Origin of the sequence: Pseudidiomarina tainanensis (assembly GCF_900115255.1) — a bacterium.
Classification (GTDB): Bacteria; Pseudomonadota; Gammaproteobacteria; order Enterobacterales; family Alteromonadaceae; genus Pseudidiomarina; species Pseudidiomarina tainanensis.
The window spans coordinates 560,814-576,156 of the sequence record NZ_FOYU01000001.1; the positions used below are offsets into that span (position 1 = coordinate 560,814).

A 15,343-nucleotide genomic window follows, 5' to 3' on the forward strand; every position below is an offset into this window, starting at 1 on the left:
CCTTATTATCGATTTCGCATAATGTATATTATGTTAAATTAATAATTATAATTAACTATTAAAGGATGTGATGACTCACATTTATCTGTAATTCCTTGCGTAATTTTAAAAAATAGACAGCTCACTACGCAAAACCTCTCAGATTTTACGTAGCGAACGATTTTAGAAATGAATTAAGTTAGGCGCTTAAGGAAAGCTTTTGTAATCGATGAAACAATGCAATATATCGTTTCTGTGCAAGTGTATTAAATCCCACCTTTGCCAGCAGCGCATTGGGTAAAATATCGAACCAGTAAGTTTTAAGCCAAACCCGTCTCGCGTGACTCAATTGATTAATACGCCGTACGATTGTTGGAGCTTCAGCATAATACTGCTCAATGAGTTCTCTACCGAGAACAGTTCGTTTCATGACGTTATCACGAAACGCACGTAATTGCGTGAGTTCCCAGCAATCATCAGCTAACCCAATTGTATGCACAGCAGCTGTGGTAAAAAAGCATGCGTAATCTGCTTGGCACTGCCCAGCAATATATTTATCAAATAATGATAATGCATCTCGCTCCATGACATTTCCAAACTTCGCCCAATTCGACGCCAACATTTGTATTTCGGTAACAAACGCCTCGTCAGTTATTTGTAGCGAAATGCTTGTCGGTTCGCCCTGAAGCCAAGCGGTTGAAGATGCGTGAGCGAATGCGGCCGTCATTGGATATTCATAAAAATTATTGTACGGTATTTGGGGTTCGACTTGATAAACATACTGTTTCTCGCCAACCGCAATTTGGTTTATCTTCGCAAACCGCTGAAGTTTTTCGCCCGCGGCGTTTGTATTTGAGTAGCTCGGCAATAAAAAATAAGCTGATTCAAATCGATACGTTCGTTCGCCCTGCTCATTATCGCCAATATACATTTGGAAGTGAAAGGATGATTGATTCACAAACTTCTCGATAAACGCCATGTTTTGCTCATCTGAAGTCATGATCTTGGTGTCTTGAGATAACACACGTTGACCATCAATCGAAAGATAAACACTTCCCATATCATCTTCGAAAAGAGTTGCTTTTAGAGAGAACGGCAACAAGGTAGCTTCTGCTTTGCAGGTCGGTAGTGATTTGCTGTCGTCGGCGGCTTGTGCATGAACGACGCCAATACCGCACAAAGCGAGAGCGGCTGTTAATCTTGGAAGTTTGTGTAAAAACATAATTGCACTCGGCTAAGAAAGTATTCATTAACCTTACGCAATATTTAAAAAAAAACCAAATAATCAAAAGTATTCGGCGAAATTATCGAGCTCCCAAATCATTTTCAACAAAAGTTTTCATGGCTGCCATTTGCTGTTGCAGAACGCTTTCAACCGCAGGAGCCCATTGACTTAAATCATTTGGCGTATAACCACCAACACGATAAAACACAGTGAGCTCGGTTGACGTCTCCGCAAGATTATTGAGTCGCCACTCCATAACGCCGCTCACGCCCTCACCCTGCAACGGCCCTAAACCACCGAGTAAACGCACCAATTGATTCGGAATAATCATCGCAACTTGCAAATGCTGCGCTTGTGAATCGCCAAAAATCTCACAAAAGCAACCACCAGCTCGTGCATCGAGTTGCATGTTCTGACCATTACCAAACCAGGTATGGTCATCGAGCCACCATTCTCCGACATTTTCAGTCAAGCCACTATATACATCGACAACGGAAGCATTGATGGCCTGCTTAAATTCAATGGTAAAGCCCTGCTTTGAGCTATCCACAACCTCGGCAACTGCGCTTGGCACAAAGCTAGCGCCAGTAATTGCGAATGTTCCATACAACAATGCTTTAACCAAGTGACCCATTATAGCTCCCCTGCTCGTTTCATCTCACTCTCAAGGCGATTCGTTTCGTCAGCACGTGGTTTGGTGAAACGTGCAATCGCTAAGTATAGAACCGGTGTTAAATAAAGGGTAAATAAAACCGCAAAAGCTAACCCGCCAAACACCACCCAACCAATGGCATTGCGTGATTCCGCGCCTGCACCAATTGATAGAATCAGCGGCAGTGCCCCGAGTAGCGTTGAAACGAGCGTCATCATAATTGGGCGTAATCGAATTTCGGCTGCATTTTCAATCGCTTCACGCACTGATTCACCTTGATCTCGGAGCTGATCGGCAAACTCCACCAATAGAATCGAGTTTTTCGCGATCAGACCAATCAACATCACTAAGCCGATTTGCGAAAAGATATTGATCGAGGTTCCGGTAATATATAGCGCAAAGAATGCGGCGGCGATTCCGAACGGTACCGTTGCCATTACGACGATTGCTGAGTTTACGCTTTCAAACTGAGCTGCTAAGACTAAAAATACAATCAAAAACGCTAATATATAAGTTAACGCAACTTCGCGTGAAGTTTCTTCGTAGGCTTCAGCTTCACCAAGTAATACGAGGCCAACGCCGTTAGGTAGTTCTTCTGCTGCCAACTCTCGCAAGCGCTCGACAACTTGCTCAAGCGGAATCGACGTTGGCAACTGCATATCAACTTGAATGGCACGGCGTTGTGAACGACGCTCCAATTCGGCTGGAACCCCTTCTTCCGTCAGAGTCGTTAAACTAGACAGCGGCACCAAACCCGTCGCTTGAGAACCTACGTATAAATTCATGATATCGGTCGGATCGCGAATCAAATCACGTTGCGCTTGCAACATGATTGGAACAGCTTGGTCACCGATATTCAAATCAGTCACGTCGAGTCCGTTAATCGCTGCACGCAAGGTTGTTGAAATGTCATTTAACGGGACACCTAACTCTTCGGCACGCTTGCGATCAATATTTACGCGCAGTTGCGGCTGTGTTGGTTGATAACCGATACGCGGATACCCTACTTCTGGCAATTCTTGCTGCAAACGAGCAGTGAATTTTTGCGCCGCACGGAAGATATCAGCATATTCTTCCCCGGTTAATGCAAACTCTAAGCCGCCACCTTGGCCGCGAAGATTCAAACTATTCGAACCAAACGCTCGAGCCGGTGCCCCTGGTATTTCTCCCAACGGACCACTGATTTCATTAATAATATCTTGTTGGCTTTGCTCGCGTTCTTCCCAATCAGTTAACCGCACCGTAATAAATACTAAATTTGGGTCCCATTGACCGACAACGGTATTAATACTGTCAACAGCCCCGCCATTAACATAAGGCAGAAGTATTTCTTCCATCTTCTGCGCTTGACGGTCCATAAAATCAATCCCAACACCATCTGGCCCGCGTGCAAAAATACGAATAGTGCCGCGGTCTTCGGTAGGCATTAATTCATTATCAACTTGGAAATATAGGTAACCAGCAACGCCAGCTATGATGCTACTACCAACAAAAACCCACAGCGCTTTATCAAGTGCGAAATGCAAGGTACTGCGATATATCGTGCGGAGTCGTCCACCGAAACGCTGTAACGCAGATTCTTTTGAGGTTTCTTTTAAAGGTAAGCGAGCCGTTAATGCGGGTACCAGTGATAACGCGACAAACGAAGATATAATGACGGCCGCTGCCAATACACCACCAAACTCCCTAAATAAGCGCCCTGCAGTAGAAGGCAGAAACGCAATGGGGACAAATACTGCGACAAGTACGGCTGTTGTTGCAACGACGGCAAAGAACACTTCACGTGTACCAACCACTGCCGATGCACGCGCTCCCAGGCCTAATGCTCGACGTCGCTGAATATTCTCGGAGACCACAATGGCATCATCGACAATCAGGCCGGTAGCCAATACCAACGCGAGTAACGTAAGAATATTAACTGAGAAACCCAGCAGCCAGATCACCGCAATCGAACCAATCAAGGCAACTGGAATAGCCAATGCCGGAATGATGGTCGCACGGCCAGAGCCAATAAATACCCAAAGCGTGACAATGACTAAGGCAATCGTTAATGCTAGAGATACAAATACTTCTTCAACTGAACTGCGGATAAATTTTGCATCATCTGACGTCACTTGAATCTCAAGTTCTGGGTACTGCAGCTTGAGACGTTCGACTAGCGTCAATACTTCATCAGAAATCTCAATGGTGTTGGAGCGCGCTTGACGGATGATGCCAAGACCAATAACGGGTTTACCGTCTAATCGAACCATACTATTTGCATCGGCTGGCCCGAAAAATACCGTCGCGACATCACCAACACGGGTGGTATCGCGAATGACGATGTTTTCGACATCATCAACTGTCACAGAACTCGCATCCGCTCGCACGATGAGTTGCTGGTCTGTTGATTTTAAGCTACCAGCCGGAACATCAAACGGCGCTTGGCGCAGTACATTCGCCACATCGGTTACTGTCAATTGGAAGCTCGCCAAGCGAAGTGGATCCAAAATGACTCTGAGTACGCGCTGACGGTCGCCATTTAACCGCACATCAGCAACGCCAGGAACACTCAAAAAGTTTGGCGCTAAATCAGTTTCAACTCGCTCGGTTAGCGATTCCAGATCAAGCGTGCTGCTCGATACGGCCAACGAGACCACCGCCTGTGCATCATTATCGGCTTTGATAATCGCGACGTTTTCAACTTCTTCCGGCAGTCGACGCTGTACTTGGCTGACAGCTTCACGCATTTCATTCGCTGCGCTATCTAAGTCAATTCCTGGACGAAACTCAACGACAATACGTGAGCTACCTTCTTCACTTGAAGCTCGAATTTGTTTAACGCCACTAACTCGCGCCGCAGCACCTTCTAGAATACTTGTTACTTCAGTGTCCACCGTTTCCGGCGCGGCACCGGGGAAACTTGCCGAAATCGTCACGATTGGACGGTCAACATCCGGTAGTTCACGAACCTCAACGCCATTAATTGCGGCATAGCCAGCAATAATGATCAATAGATTAAGAACGACAATTAAAATCGGTCGACGAATCGCCAGTGATGGCAAGTCATTCAACTGCGGCGAAAACTTCATAGCTGCGCCTCCGCTGTCGCTTCTCTAACTGACTGCCCATTTCGTAGAGTTTGAACACCTTCAACAATTAAATTGTCGCCAAGCTGCAGTTCGCCAGACACTAAAATACGACCTTCAAGACGTTGCTGGATATTGACGTTAATCCGTTGCGCTTTACCTTCTTTTTCCACCCATACATAGGCGCCATCAGCACTCCACATCAGCGCGGCTTCCGGTACTACCGCATAACTGTCGCCTTGATAAGCAAGCGCGACACGAAAACTCATGCCGGGCCGATACATATCATTGCGGTTATCGATTGCAGCACGAACTCGGATTGTGCGATTGGTTATATCCACGCGAGAATCAATTTCAACGATTTCAGCATCGACTTCCGTATTGCGGCTGGTCCAGGGTCTGACAACCAATTCAGCACCATTCTGAAGCAGCTCAATAGCAGCCTCAGGAGCGTTAAAGTCGATATACAATTGCTGACGTTGATCAATCGTGGTGATGAGTGTCTGTGTGGTAATTCTATCGCCAGCTTCAACGTCGGTAATACCAACCACACCATCAAATGGCGCTCGCACTTGGCGATCTTCATAAGCCACTTCAGCTTCACGCACAGCAACTTTCAAAAGATCACGTGCGGTTATCGCCACATCCAACTCACTCTGTGCAATGGCGCCTTGTTGGCGGCTGGTGGTAAGGCGCTTTACCGTGCGCTCTGCGTCCTCAAGTTGAATACGAGCACGTTGCAAATCAACTTGTTGTTGACGATCGTCAAGGCGAACTAAAACATCACCTTTCGCAACTTGTTGTCCAGGTTTGAAATTAACCTCTAAAACCAAATCACTGACGGCAGGATATAACTCAACAGATCGTTCGGCTTCGGCGTAACCAACCGACTCAACGTAACGCTGAACGCGTTCAAAGCCAACCGGTTGCATGACAACTAATGCTGCGCGATCACCACCGCCCCACTGTTGCGCGTGAGCAACTGAAGCTCCGCCTGCACATGTGACAAGCGTTCCGATGATAACCAACCGATTTAACCACTGCATGAATAGAGTCCTGTTTCAAAAAGTTACTGTTGTGTAAGTAGGTAAATTTTCTCAAATTTGATCACAAAAGGTCGTCCATCTTCGATGAACGACCTTTTAATTACGCCAGTTAGATTATAGCGGGTCAGCTTTTCTTCTTGATGATTTCAGTCAAGCCGGCGACAGCACTGCCAATATCAGCAAGTTGAGCAGGTAAAATGAGGGTGTTTGACTCTTTCGCTAAGTTACCGAATTCTTTCACATATTGTTCGGCAACGCGCAGGCTAACAGCATCTTGTCCGCCTGGTTGTTGAATCGCTTGGGCTATTTTGCCAAGCCCTTCAGCGGTAGCTTCGGCAATTAATTCAATTTCTCGTGCACGGCCTTCAGCTTCATTAATTTGCTTCTGTTTTTCTGCTTCTGACAAATTGATGACTTCTTGCTTATGACCCTCAGAAACGTTGATCATTGCTTGTCGTTCACCTTCTGACTTAGCAATTGCCGCACGACGCTCACGCTCAGCGCGCATTTGTTGCTCAAGCGCATCCTTAATACTCATCGGTAATTCGATGTCAGAAATTTCGTAACGTAAAACTTTAATGCCCCATGGTGCCGCTGCCTCATCTAGCGCCTGAACCACAATTTCATTAATTCGTGCTCGTTCTTCGAAGGTTTTATCAAGATCCGTTTGACCAATCACTGAACGCATTGTTGTTTGTGCAAGCTGCGACGCCGCATAACGATAATCGTTGATACCATAACTGGCTTTATGCGCATCAACGACTTGAATGTAGAGCACGCCGTTGATACCAACTTGAATATTATCGCGGGTAACACACGCTTGTCGTTCAACATCGATAACTTCTTCTTTCAAAACGTGCTGATAAGCCACTTTATCAATAAATGGAATAAGAATATGGAATCCCGAATCGAGCGTACGACTGTACTTACCCAGCCGCTCAATCACGTAATTCGAGCGCTGCGGCACAATTCGTGCCGATTTTAATATGATAATGACGACGGCTAAGGCAAAGCCGACGGCTAAAATTGTTTCGATATTCGTGGCGTTCATGATTTATTATTCTCCTTAGATTGGATGCGTTCTTTTTGCACCGTAAGCTGAATTCCTTCGTTTGCCACGACCCAAGCGGTATCTCCCACCTGCAGGTCATCTTCTGAAAAGGCGTCCCATTGAACACCATTCAATACGACGCGCCCAGCGCCGTGATTAAATGCTTTTACAACAGTTACCCGTGCGCCTATATCGCGCTGGAAATTGGGTTTTGTTTCGTCTTCATCAGCCGTATAGCCAGTAAACCAGCGCTTTATACGGCCTCTTGCCAATAACAGGCTAACCAAGCTAACAATTCCGAAAATCGCAAATTGCATTGCCAAATCATCAACCAAACCCCAGTGTATTAACAACCCTGTTACGATTGCACCAATCCCCAAAAACACCGCAACGACACTGGTCAGTAAAAGCTCCGAAATAATCAGCGCAACACCAACTAAAATCCATATTAAAGCGATAGACATGTAGCCACCTTGTTAAAATTGTTACCGAAAAAACTATAGCATGCAGTTAAATTTGACACTTGTATTAATTGTTTCAATTGGTTTCAGTCATAAATTGAAAAACATAAACCCCACGCGCTGACGTTGCGGTGTTATACCAAGGCACCGTGACCTGCCATTGCATTTGCGGATCACTACATGCGCCCAACCATACTTGGGCCTGCCATTCGCTTGCCGTAATCTGTTCGATAACCAGCGGAATACTCCCCATATACATAGAGATACCTTCAATTTTCCCATTTTCCAGCTGCACATCTGTTGGCGCCGTCAAAGTGATGACAAAGGGCTCCTCTACCCGAGGTTGATCCGGATCAAACTTATGGAAGATTTCTGCTTTTGTTCTATGCTGTTGAAGTGGTTGTTGTTGTTCACAACTACTTAACAAGAAAACGCTCAAAAGCGCGAAAATAAAGACCTTAGCTTTCATGCGGGTATTTTTTACCTCAAAAATGGAATTAAATGAACTGTATATTATTTCGCCAAGCGCCTGTAAACCGCCTATTTTTCCTGTTTTCAGCCTGTTTTTCTTGGTTTAAAACTCGTAAAATAACGGCGTTTGTCAAACTACCGATAAGGGAACGGACAGGCAACCTATTATTTGTCACGTTACTCTGTCTTAATTTTTCAGAGCATCAACGCGGAAAACAAAAATGAGCCAAACGAATCCACAACAAATCGAATATAACCTGAAGGTCGTACGGCAGTTTGCCATTATGACCGTTATTTGGGGAATCATTGGCATGACAGTCGGCGTATTCATTGCTGCGCAGCTGATCTGGCCAGAATTAAACTTTGACACGCCATGGCTAACCTATTCGCGGTTACGTCCATTGCATACTAATGCAGTAATTTTTGCATTCGGTACGTCAGCTCTGATGGGAACATCGTTTTACATCGTTCAAAAGACATGTAAAACAGCATTATTCTCAGACAAGTTAGCTAGCTTTGTATTCTGGGGCTGGCAAGCGGTTATTGTCTTAGCTGTTATTACTTTGCCGTTAGGTTTAACGAGCTCGAAAGAATACGCCGAGCTTGAATGGCCGATTGATATTCTGATTGCCCTCGTTTGGGTGGCTTATATCATCGTCTTCTTCGGTACGTTGGTGCAGCGTAAAACGTCGCACATCTATGTTGCAAACTGGTTCTATGGCGGTTTCATCGTTACCATCGCCGTGTTGCATATTGTCAACAGCATGGCTGTACCGGTGTCATTCACAAAATCGTACAGTCTCTATGCTGGTGCAACCGATGCCATGGTGCAATGGTGGTACGGCCATAACGCAGTAGGCTTTCTGCTAACTGCTGGCTTTTTGGGTATGATGTATTATTTCGTACCAAAGCAAGCTGAGCGTCCAGTCTATTCTTACCGTTTGTCAGTTGTGCACTTTTGGGCTCTTATCTCATTGTATATTTGGGCTGGCCCGCACCATTTGCACTATACCGCGCTACCAGACTGGACTCAGTCATTAGGCATGGTGATGTCAGTGATTCTGTTCGTTCCTTCATGGGGCGGTATGATCAACGGTATCATGACGTTATCTGGTGCATGGCATAAATTGAAAACCGACCCTATTCTGCGCTTCTTGATCGTGTCGTTGTCATTCTATGGTATGTCAACGTTCGAAGGTCCAATGATGGCGATCAAATCGGTGAACGCATTATCACACTACACCGACTGGACCATTGGTCACGTGCATTCAGGTGCTTTGGGCTGGGTCGCAATGATTACTATCGGTTCATTGTATTACCTGATTCCACGTTTGTGGAACCAAACTCAAATGCATAATGTCCGTTGGATCAATATCCACTTCTGGCTACACACGATTGGTGTTGTACTCTACATCGTCGCCCTGTGGATTTCTGGTGTTATGCAAGGTCTTATGTGGCGTGCAGTTAACGCAACTGATGGTACATTAACCTACAGTTTCGTTGAGAGTGTCGTTGCTTCTTATCCGTTCTGGTTTATCCGTTTTGTTGGTGGCTTATTCATTGTCACTGGCATGGTGTTGATGGCTGTGAACGTTTATCGCACGATTCGCGCTGGCAAACCAACTGTCGAACATGTTGGTGCCGCGTCTTCACAACCTAGCCCTGCTCCAGCAGCAACTCAGTCAGCCTAAGGAGTCGATATAATGAGCAAGAACGTTAAACACGCATTTCTTGAAAAACGTGTTGGTTGGCTGGCGGTAGCCATGACCATCGCCATTTCAATTGGCGGTCTCGTGGAAATTACCCCGCTACTGTTTCAGAAGCAGACAAACGAGCCGGTTGTGGGTTTAAAACCATATACTGCGCTTCAAATGGAAGGTCGTGATATCTATATTCGTGAAGGTTGTAACAACTGTCACAGTCAAATGATTCGCCCTTTCCGTTCGGAAACTGAGCGTTATGGTCACTACTCACTTGCAGGTGAGCATGTTTGGGAACGCCCATTCTTATGGGGTTCGAAACGAACTGGTCCTGATCTCGCACGTGTTGGTGGTCGTTACAGTGACGAATGGCACTATGTTCACTTAATGAATCCGCGTGACGTAGTACCAGAGTCAAACATGCCAGGCTTTCCATGGCTTGCTGAAAACACCCTGGACGGTGAGTTAACAGCGAAGAAGATGGAAGTATTCCGGTCATTTGGAGCGCCTTACACCGACGAAGAAATTGCTGGTGCGAAGGCTGCAGTTGCAGGCAAGACAGAAATGGAAGCCTTGATTGCATATCTGCAAGTGCTTGGAACTGGTTTGACGCAGGCTGAGTAAGATGGATTACATCACTTGGCGTAGTTTTTACACCGTATTAGTTTTCGTACTGTTTATTGGTGTAGTTTGGTGGGCATACAGCAAAGGTCAAAAAAAGAACTTTGATGAAGCCGCTAACTCTATTTTTGACGAAGATAAACAATCGTCAGTAACCAAAGACAGTACCAAACAGGAGTCGAAGAATAATGAGTAGCTTCTGGAGTGCATGGATTATCGTCCTAACTTTAGCCTTCTTGGTGGTTATTATCTGGCTATTACGCTGGAATATGACGAACTACACTGGCATTAAAGAAGGTGAATTAATGGACCACGAATTTGACGGTATCGTGGAAATTAACAACCCAATGCCGAAATGGTGGACCATTCTATTTTGGATCACGATTGTATGGGGCTTCCTTTACTTAGCCTTATATCCTGGTTTAGGTAACTTCGCAGGCCTCCTTGGCTGGAGTAGTTCGAACCAAGACGTTCGGTCATTAGAGGAATCAAAACAAGCAACCGAAGCGGCTCGTGAAGCTGGTTTGATTGTTGAATACGATCGTCAAGTTGATCAGGCTGAAGAGAAATTCGGTCCAGTTTTTGCAGCGTTGTCTGAGCGTTCAATTGAAGAGTTGTCGCAAGATCCTGAAGCGGTGAAAATCGGTCAACGTTTGTTTATCCAAAACTGTGCACAATGTCATGGCTCGAATGCGATGGGTGGCAAAGGTTTCCCTAACCTAACTGACGATGATTGGTTATACGGTGGAAGCCCTGCGGCCATTAAGCACACATTAATTGCTGGTCGTAATGGCGTCATGCCAGCGCAAACGCAATTTAATGACCAACAAATCACGGAATTAGCGAATTACGTGATGAGCTTAAGTGGTCGTAAAGTAGACCCTGAGTTAGCTAAAGCCGGCCAAGCAAACTTCGCCGTTTGTTCAGCCTGTCATGGCGCTGACGGTAAGGGTAATCAAGCACTTGGTGCACCAAACTTAACCGATAACATTTGGTTATATGGTGGTTCACAAGACGCAATTGAGGAAACTTTACGTAACGGTCGTAATGGTGTCATGCCAGCGTGGAAAGATATCCTCGGAGAGGATAAAATCCATGTTATTAGCTCGTACGTTTACGGACTATCGCAGGACTAATCGAAAAGCCCCGCTCCTGCGGGGTTTTTTCTTTAAAACACATTGATTGGGGTTTCAGTCGCATGGAAAAACCGTGGTATAAGCAGTTTTGGCCTTGGTTCTTAATGCTCATTCCGTTTTCAGTCATTATTGCCATGATTATTACGCTGACCATTGCTAGTGGTTACGGTGACAATGCAATGGTAGTCGATGATTACTACAAGAAAGGTCGAGGCATCAATGCCCAAGTAGAAAAGGTTCAAGCGGCACAGGCATTAAATATCGAATTTTCATTTAAACAAACCGATAAAAGCTTCGCGTTAACCTATACCAGTGGCGCGCCAGAGCAATTTAGTGCATTGAAAGTTAATTTTTATCACACCACGCTTGCTGAAAAAGATTTCACGGTAACATTAACCGCTGATGCTCAAGGAATTTATCGCGGTACGCTTCCGGAAAATGAATCTGGCAAATGGACGTTAACAATAACGCCATTCGATAATAGTTGGCGAGTAACTCAACAAGTACAACTGCCAGCTTATCGTGAGCTTGCCATCAAACCGTTAACCTACGGCGTTTAAACAATGACGCAGACCAAGTTGCCGGATGTCCCTGACGGACAGTGTTTTCACTGTCTTCAGCCATTGCCTGCCGACGGTGGCTATCGTGTTGTGTTGAACAACCAACAACACCAGGTTTGTTGTTACGGTTGCCAAGCTGTTGCTGAAACTATCGCGCAACAAAATCTTTTGCATTTTTATCAATATCGCGACACAAGCAATCCACTTCAAATACCGCTCATTCCGGAAGAATTGCAGCAATTAACCGCCTATGATGATGAGCAACTACAACAGCAATTCACCCGAGTTGACGGCGACGCTCGCAGTATTAATTTATCCATCGAAGGTATGACTTGCTCGGCCTGTGCATGGCTTATTGAGCAACATGTCAGTCGCTTGCCCGGTATTTTGCAGGTTCAAGTCAATGCTACGACCGAGCGTGTCAACGTACGTTGGTTACCGAGCACGGTAAAACTAAGTGCAATATTGCAAGCTATTGCTGAACTTGGCTATCGTGCGCTACCTTTTCAAGCGGCCAACCAAGAACAAGAATTTAAACAACGTCGCCGCTACTTTGTGACCCGCCTTGGTGTTGCAGGCTTAGCAACAATGCAAGTGATGATGCTTGCCGTCGGCTTATATTTCGGTGTGGTGAGCGACCTTGATCCACAATTACGCCAGTTCATGTGGTGGATCAGCCTGTTTATGGCGACGCCAGTATTGCTGTACAGTGCCCAGCCCTTTTATATCAGCGCCATTCGCAGCATTCAGGCTGGCCAGCCTAATATGGATGTTCCGGTTACCTTTGCCTTGTTATCAGCATACGGCGCCAGTGCTTATGCAACCTTTATCAATGAGGGTGAGGTTTATTTCGAATCAGTAGCGATGTTTACGTTCTTTCTGCTCGTTGGTCGTTACTTTGAATTATTAGCTCGTCAAAAAGCAGTTAGCGCAGCATCAAATTTAGTTAAATTATTGCCAGCCATTGCGCAACGCGAGACTGCAGTCGGCGAAGCCGAGTCCGTTGCAGTCAGCCATTTACAAGTTGGTGATGTTATTCATGTTATGCCCGGTGCCACAGTTCCTGCCGATGGCGAACTATTAAGCTCCAGCGCTGGCGTTAATGAAAGTATTTTAACCGGGGAAAGCCGAGTCGTTAATAAGCGACAAAGCGATACGGTGTTAGCCGGCAGTATTAATCAAAACCAAGCAATCCGCGTCAAAGTGACGGCGATTCAACAAGAAACGGTACTGGCTAGTATCATTGAATTACAAGATTTAGCATTGTCGCGCAAACCTAAATTAGCGCGAGTTGCTGAACGCATGGCAAGTAAATTTGTCGTGCGTATTTTGATGTTGGCGGCAACGACGTTTTTAATCTGGACGGTAATTGACCCAGCTGAAGCATTTTGGGTAACCTTGTCAGTACTGGTTGCAACCTGTCCTTGCGCCTTGGCACTAGCGGCTCCAACCGCCGTGACAGGTGCGATTCATAAACTCAACAAAGCTGGCATTTTATTGCGAAACGCCGATGTCTTGCAGATTTTGCCAGACGTGAAAACTGTCTTTGTGGATAAAACCGGAACGCTAACAACCGGTGAGTTCAAACTTCAAGAATTTTACATTCACCAAAAACCAGATTCTCTAAGCTTCTCTGAAAGTAAACTAAAAGCGCTTGTGCAAGCACTTGAAAATCACTCAGAGCATCCGATTGCCACCGCACTTCGCCATCTAACTTCAGAGCGAGCAACGCTAACGGATATCACGAATGAAACGGGTTTCGGTATCGATGCGACGTGGGAGTATGAGTCAGATAAATCTGTACCCGTTCGAATTGGTAGCTTGCGCTATATTCAACAGTGGCACCCAGACTTTAAACCTTCTTTAAATCAGTGTCAGGTATTCCTTGCAACTGACGATAAGGTGCTCGCTGAATTGCATGTAGGTGATAAACTTCGAGAAGATGCCAAAGCCACAATATTAGCAATGCAAACGGCTGGAATAGAAGTGATTATGCTCACCGGTGATCGGCTTGAGCTTGCCGAGGTCGTCGCTTCTGAACTTGGTATTAAACAAGTATTTGCCGACCTACTACCGGCCGATAAGCTTGAAAAACTGTCAGCGGCTCAGCAGCACGGAGCGGTTGCAATGATTGGTGATGGTTTGAATGACGGCCCTGTGTTGGCGCAAGCAGATGTATCGATTACCTTTGGACACGCGGCGGACTTAGCACGAACCGCCGCTGATGTGGTGTTACTGAGAAACCAGTTCAGTGCATTAGACCAGTTTCGTACGATCACCTTAAAAGCCCGAAATATTCTGCGCCAAAACATTCTTTGGGCATTAATCTATAATATTGGTATTCTGCCCGTCGCCATGGCCGGCTTCGTGACACCTTATATAGCGGCTATTGGCATGTCATTGAGTTCATTAATCGTGTTAGTCAACTCGTTAAGGTTATACCGATAATGGAAAGTTTATATGTTCTGATACCTATCGCTTTATTATTTGTCGTCATTGCCGTTGCCGTGTTCTTTTTTGCGGTACGCAGCGACCAATTTGAAGATTTAGAGCGCCAAGGTATGAATATTCTGCTGGACGACGAAGCAACGAATAAATCCTCTCCAAAAGACGGTCACGCGAATACAGAAAGCAGTGATAATGCCAATGAACGTTGATTGGTTCGCGGCACTACTCATGGGGTTAGCCGGCGCCGGTCATTGCGTGATGATGTGCGGCGGTATTGCCAGTGCTTTTGCAGGACAGGTTAATACTGGTCAACTGTTTATCTACAACCTTGGTCGGATCATTTCTTATAGCATTGCTGGGGCTATCGTTGGCGCAGCTGTCGGTAGCATTGCTGGCTTAGCTGATAATGGTTTGATTGGGCTGCGAATTATCGCCGCACTGGTGTTAGTTGCATTCGGTTTGTATCTTGGTCAGTGGTGGTTTGGTTTACGTCACCTCGAACGTTTAGGCCAACCTTTCTGGCGTCGCTTGCAGCCGTTGGCAACAGCATTACGTCAGCGGCAAGCGAGTTATTCAAGCCTATTCATGGCTGGTATGCTATGGGGCTGGCTACCCTGTGGTTTGGTTTATAGCGCACTAAGTTGGGCGGCAATTAGTGGTTCAGCTACCCAGGGAAGTCTTTACATGCTCGCGTTCGGTTTTGGTACCCTACCAGCGATGTTTGCCTTTGGTTGGTTGAACCATAGCCTACAACAACTGCTTAAATCTCAAGGGTTTCGAAAACTGATGGGCGCTTTAATGATTGTCTACGGTTTGTGGACAATGATTATTGCCTTGCGTCAATTACAAGTTATTTAATCACTTGGCTGTTTATCAAATAGTTGGCTAAACTCAAACCATATTTATTTATTAAAGCCAAGGTGAT

At 45.7% G+C, this 15,343-nt stretch carries 15 protein-coding genes; 8 read left to right on the plus strand and 7 right to left on the minus strand.

Annotated features, from left to right (window positions below; genetic code table 11):
- Positions 1 to 178 precede the first annotated feature (178 nt).
- The 7 genes from BM292_RS02680 to BM292_RS02710 all read right to left on the minus strand — a co-directional run bounded on the left by BM292_RS02680 (position 179) and on the right by BM292_RS02710 (position 7,951).
- On the minus strand, positions 179 to 1,201 hold the full coding sequence (locus tag BM292_RS02680; RefSeq protein WP_092855008.1) for a CFI-box extended C-terminal domain-containing protein: 1,023 nt from the start codon (positions 1,199 to 1,201) through the stop codon (positions 179 to 181).
- 82 nt (positions 1,202 to 1,283) lie between these two features.
- Positions 1,284 to 1,838, minus strand: coding sequence for a hypothetical protein (locus BM292_RS02685; protein ID WP_092855010.1), 555 nt, complete (start codon positions 1,836 to 1,838; stop codon positions 1,284 to 1,286).
- A complete protein-coding gene (locus BM292_RS02690) occupies positions 1,838 to 4,927 on the minus strand; it encodes an efflux RND transporter permease subunit (protein WP_092855012.1) in 3,090 nt (1,029 codons plus the stop codon). The genes BM292_RS02685 and BM292_RS02690 overlap by 1 nt, the downstream gene beginning before the upstream one ends.
- Positions 4,924 to 5,970: an efflux RND transporter periplasmic adaptor subunit gene (locus BM292_RS02695; RefSeq protein ID WP_092855014.1), complete on the minus strand. Its 1,047-nt coding sequence runs from the start codon at positions 5,968 to 5,970 to the stop codon at positions 4,924 to 4,926. The genes BM292_RS02690 and BM292_RS02695 overlap by 4 nt, the downstream gene beginning before the upstream one ends.
- Before the next feature lie 124 nt (positions 5,971 to 6,094).
- A complete protein-coding gene (locus tag BM292_RS02700) occupies positions 6,095 to 7,021 on the minus strand; it encodes an SPFH domain-containing protein (RefSeq protein ID WP_092855016.1) in 927 nt (308 codons plus the stop codon).
- Positions 7,018 to 7,485, minus strand: coding sequence for an NfeD family protein (locus BM292_RS02705; RefSeq protein ID WP_092855018.1), 468 nt, complete (start codon positions 7,483 to 7,485; stop codon positions 7,018 to 7,020). Before BM292_RS02705 ends, BM292_RS02700 begins: the two co-directional genes overlap by 4 nt.
- Positions 7,486 to 7,558: 73 nt before the next feature.
- Positions 7,559 to 7,951, minus strand: coding sequence for a hypothetical protein (locus BM292_RS02710; RefSeq protein WP_092855020.1), 393 nt, complete (start codon positions 7,949 to 7,951; stop codon positions 7,559 to 7,561).
- Positions 7,952 to 8,174: 223 nt separating this feature from the next.
- Here BM292_RS02710 and ccoN point away from each other — a divergent pair, with 223 nt between their 5' ends.
- From ccoN to BM292_RS02750, 8 genes are all read left to right on the plus strand, one after another.
- Entirely contained in the window at positions 8,175 to 9,644 is a 1,470-nt protein-coding gene (gene ccoN, locus BM292_RS02715; protein WP_092855022.1) for a cytochrome-c oxidase, cbb3-type subunit I, read from the plus strand.
- 12 nt (positions 9,645 to 9,656) lie between these two features.
- Positions 9,657 to 10,277 carry a cytochrome-c oxidase, cbb3-type subunit II gene (ccoO, locus tag BM292_RS02720; protein ID WP_092855024.1) on the plus strand — a complete coding sequence of 207 codons (621 nt, stop codon included), beginning with the start codon at positions 9,657 to 9,659 and terminating at the stop codon, positions 10,275 to 10,277.
- Position 10,278: 1 nt separating this feature from the next.
- Complete coding sequence (locus BM292_RS02725; protein WP_092855026.1) at positions 10,279 to 10,470, plus strand: cbb3-type cytochrome oxidase subunit 3; 192 nt, start codon at positions 10,279 to 10,281, stop codon at positions 10,468 to 10,470.
- Positions 10,463 to 11,410: a cytochrome-c oxidase, cbb3-type subunit III gene (gene ccoP, locus BM292_RS02730; RefSeq protein WP_092855028.1), complete on the plus strand. Its 948-nt coding sequence runs from the start codon at positions 10,463 to 10,465 to the stop codon at positions 11,408 to 11,410. Before BM292_RS02725 ends, ccoP begins: the two co-directional genes overlap by 8 nt.
- Before the next feature lie 62 nt (positions 11,411 to 11,472).
- A complete protein-coding gene (locus BM292_RS02735) occupies positions 11,473 to 11,970 on the plus strand; it encodes a FixH family protein (RefSeq protein WP_092855030.1) in 498 nt (165 codons plus the stop codon).
- A 3-nt stretch (positions 11,971 to 11,973) separates the two neighbouring features.
- Complete coding sequence (locus tag BM292_RS02740) at positions 11,974 to 14,418, plus strand: heavy metal translocating P-type ATPase (protein ID WP_092855032.1); 2,445 nt, start codon at positions 11,974 to 11,976, stop codon at positions 14,416 to 14,418.
- Entirely contained in the window at positions 14,418 to 14,627 is a 210-nt protein-coding gene (gene ccoS, locus BM292_RS02745) for a cbb3-type cytochrome oxidase assembly protein CcoS (protein WP_092855034.1), read from the plus strand. Before BM292_RS02740 ends, ccoS begins: the two co-directional genes overlap by 1 nt.
- Complete coding sequence (locus tag BM292_RS02750) at positions 14,617 to 15,276, plus strand: sulfite exporter TauE/SafE family protein (RefSeq protein WP_092856866.1); 660 nt, start codon at positions 14,617 to 14,619, stop codon at positions 15,274 to 15,276. The genes ccoS and BM292_RS02750 overlap by 11 nt, the downstream gene beginning before the upstream one ends.
- Positions 15,277 to 15,343 lie beyond the last annotated feature (67 nt).

What these genes read in the sequence shown, in the direction of transcription:
- BM292_RS02705 (WP_092855018.1), bottom strand. Translation starts at nt 7,485, where the DNA reads ATGTCTATCGCTTTAATATGGATTTTAGTTGGTGTTGCGCTGATTATT.
- BM292_RS02750 (WP_092856866.1), top strand. Translation starts at nt 14,617, where the DNA reads ATGAACGTTGATTGGTTCGCGGCACTACTCATGGGGTTAGCCGGCGCC.
- ccoS (WP_092855034.1), top strand. Translation starts at nt 14,418, where the DNA reads ATGGAAAGTTTATATGTTCTGATACCTATCGCTTTATTATTTGTCGTC.
- BM292_RS02735 (WP_092855030.1), top strand. Translation starts at nt 11,473, where the DNA reads ATGGAAAAACCGTGGTATAAGCAGTTTTGGCCTTGGTTCTTAATGCTC.
- ccoN (WP_092855022.1), top strand. Translation starts at nt 8,175, where the DNA reads ATGAGCCAAACGAATCCACAACAAATCGAATATAACCTGAAGGTCGTA.
- ccoP (WP_092855028.1), top strand. Translation starts at nt 10,463, where the DNA reads ATGAGTAGCTTCTGGAGTGCATGGATTATCGTCCTAACTTTAGCCTTC.
- BM292_RS02680 (WP_092855008.1), bottom strand. Translation starts at nt 1,201, where the DNA reads ATGTTTTTACACAAACTTCCAAGATTAACAGCCGCTCTCGCTTTGTGC.
- BM292_RS02710 (WP_092855020.1), bottom strand. Translation starts at nt 7,951, where the DNA reads ATGAAAGCTAAGGTCTTTATTTTCGCGCTTTTGAGCGTTTTCTTGTTA.
- BM292_RS02700 (WP_092855016.1), bottom strand. Translation starts at nt 7,021, where the DNA reads ATGAACGCCACGAATATCGAAACAATTTTAGCCGTCGGCTTTGCCTTA.
- BM292_RS02690 (WP_092855012.1), bottom strand. Translation starts at nt 4,927, where the DNA reads ATGAAGTTTTCGCCGCAGTTGAATGACTTGCCATCACTGGCGATTCGT.
- BM292_RS02685 (WP_092855010.1), bottom strand. Translation starts at nt 1,838, where the DNA reads ATGGGTCACTTGGTTAAAGCATTGTTGTATGGAACATTCGCAATTACT.
- BM292_RS02695 (WP_092855014.1), bottom strand. Translation starts at nt 5,970, where the DNA reads ATGCAGTGGTTAAATCGGTTGGTTATCATCGGAACGCTTGTCACATGT.
- BM292_RS02725 (WP_092855026.1), top strand. Translation starts at nt 10,279, where the DNA reads ATGGATTACATCACTTGGCGTAGTTTTTACACCGTATTAGTTTTCGTA.
- BM292_RS02740 (WP_092855032.1), top strand. Translation starts at nt 11,974, where the DNA reads ATGACGCAGACCAAGTTGCCGGATGTCCCTGACGGACAGTGTTTTCAC.
- ccoO (WP_092855024.1), top strand. Translation starts at nt 9,657, where the DNA reads ATGAGCAAGAACGTTAAACACGCATTTCTTGAAAAACGTGTTGGTTGG.